The following is a 1722-nucleotide window of genomic DNA, read 5'->3' on the forward strand; positions in this document are numbered from 1 at the left end:
TTCTTTTTTCGACAGGGTGGTTTTTTTGATTCTTCCATAGATTGCTAAATATGATAACTTTTTTAGTCAACCTATTTCAGGACGATGCCAAATAATCTCTAGTCTGTAACGGTTTCAAATACTGCTAATACTAACTTCTTCTTGTATATTAGAAATATAGGGTAATACATAAAATACTGTAAGTAAAAAGTAAAAATGGTGGTAGGGGAGCGCTAGAGCTTGCGTGTATCTGGATAATTAAATAGTGCTTATCCTTTTATTTTTTTTTTATTCTCATTTTTAATTTCATTTTTTGGTTTCTCACCAACTGTAATTGTTCCAAAATTCCCATTTTTTATCATTTCTTTAAATTGGTCAAATGCACTCCAAAAATTTCGACTTATTTTACCATCTTCAATTTCTTTGTTTATGAGAGGTCTAAAGTAATTCCAAACGTAATTGTCCTCATCGTGATTCCCTCTTTGATGCCAAAGAATTATCCAAGCTCTTTCTTGCCAACCGTGTTCTTTGGTGATTTCCATAAGTCTTTGAATGTTCAATGAATCTACTTTTCGCATTAATTCGTTTTGAAGTTTCTTGTATTCCTTATTTGGTTTTGGAAAAATTAGATTCATATATTTTTTTATGTTGACCGAATCATTTTCTTTTTGAGCGATTTTTAGCTGTTCCATTGCATTCGAGATATCTTCATCCGTTCTCCCACTTATATAATCGTCAATTTTCCTTACAAATTGATCTCTCGCTGTCAATTCCTCTATTTCTAGATAAATATCAATGTTATCTATAGTAGAGAAATATTGTTGTCTTAGTGAATTGTAATCTTCAATAATTTTCTGATAAAACTCTTCATTTTGAATTTCACTAAAACCTTTATACTTTCTCAAATATTCCATTTGCGCTCCACCTTCCGCAATTCCTTTTCTAATCCATTTATCAGCTAAGACATTATTATTTAATTTCAATGCGCATTCTGCAAGATTAAAAAAGGGTGTGCTGGAGTTAGGTGTTAATATATCAAGAGCGTCTTTGTATTTTAAAATTGCTTGTTCATAAATTGCATCAGTTCTCAATTTGTTTGCTTCTGAAATTAGTTCATCGAAGTTGTCATATTTGGTCTGTCCATAGCTGAAAGACGAAATGATTAGTAAAAGAAATAATGTTTTTCTCATAGTAATGCTATTGGTTGGGTTGTGAGTAATTACAAGGGTTTTGATGCTGCTTAAAACATACACTCCAAACTGGCACTAGCACAGGGCACTGGCGCAAGCCAAATGTTGGAGGCTTTACACAAGTAAACGAGAACAAAAAAATTCTATTTGCCTTTTTTGCAGTATGTTATTTAATTTTATTATTTAATTTTTCAATCCATTTTTCCCTTTCATTAATGACGAAGTTAAATTCATTTCCATCATGTGTTTTTATTTGAATACCATTGTCAATTACTTTAGCTGTTTTTCTTTTTCTTATTTCAGTAATATTATTGTAATGAATGTTGATTTGCCCTTTTTGTATATTCAATTTATGAGGCTTAAAAACTAACTTTTTATTGGTTAAATACAATTTTCCACCAACAGCTTCAATTCCTCGCCATAAGTTTGTTGTATCCTCAATTTCAATATGCTCGTCTGGAGTGAGCATCCCCCCAAAAACAGGACAGTAGGTTAAGTTCTTAAAAAGAAACTTAAATTTACTTATATGACACGAAGAAAATTCACTTCAAAA

At 30.9% G+C, this 1722-nt stretch carries 2 protein-coding genes; both read right to left on the minus strand.

From position 1 onward, the window contains the following. Positions 1-248 precede the first annotated feature (248 nt). Positions 249-1169, minus strand: coding sequence for a hypothetical protein (locus FBT53_RS15890; RefSeq protein WP_136952171.1), 921 nt, complete (start codon positions 1167-1169; stop codon positions 249-251). Positions 1170-1335: 166 nt separating this feature from the next. Beyond that, positions 1336-1638 carry a GRAM domain-containing protein gene (locus tag FBT53_RS15895; RefSeq protein WP_136952172.1) on the minus strand — a complete coding sequence of 101 codons (303 nt, stop codon included), beginning with the start codon at positions 1636-1638 and terminating at the stop codon, positions 1336-1338. Between the last annotated feature and the right edge of the window lie 84 nt (positions 1639-1722).

The sequence above is a fragment of the Flavobacterium sp. ASW18X genome, assembly GCF_005144745.1.
Classification (GTDB): Bacteria; Bacteroidota; Bacteroidia; order Flavobacteriales; family Flavobacteriaceae; genus Croceivirga.

Coding starts and splice junctions, on each gene's coding strand:
- FBT53_RS15895 (WP_136952172.1), bottom strand. CDS start 1,638: ATGCTCACTCCAGACGAGCATATTGAAATTGAGGATACAACAAACTTA.
- FBT53_RS15890 (WP_136952171.1), bottom strand. CDS start 1,169: ATGAGAAAAACATTATTTCTTTTACTAATCATTTCGTCTTTCAGCTAT.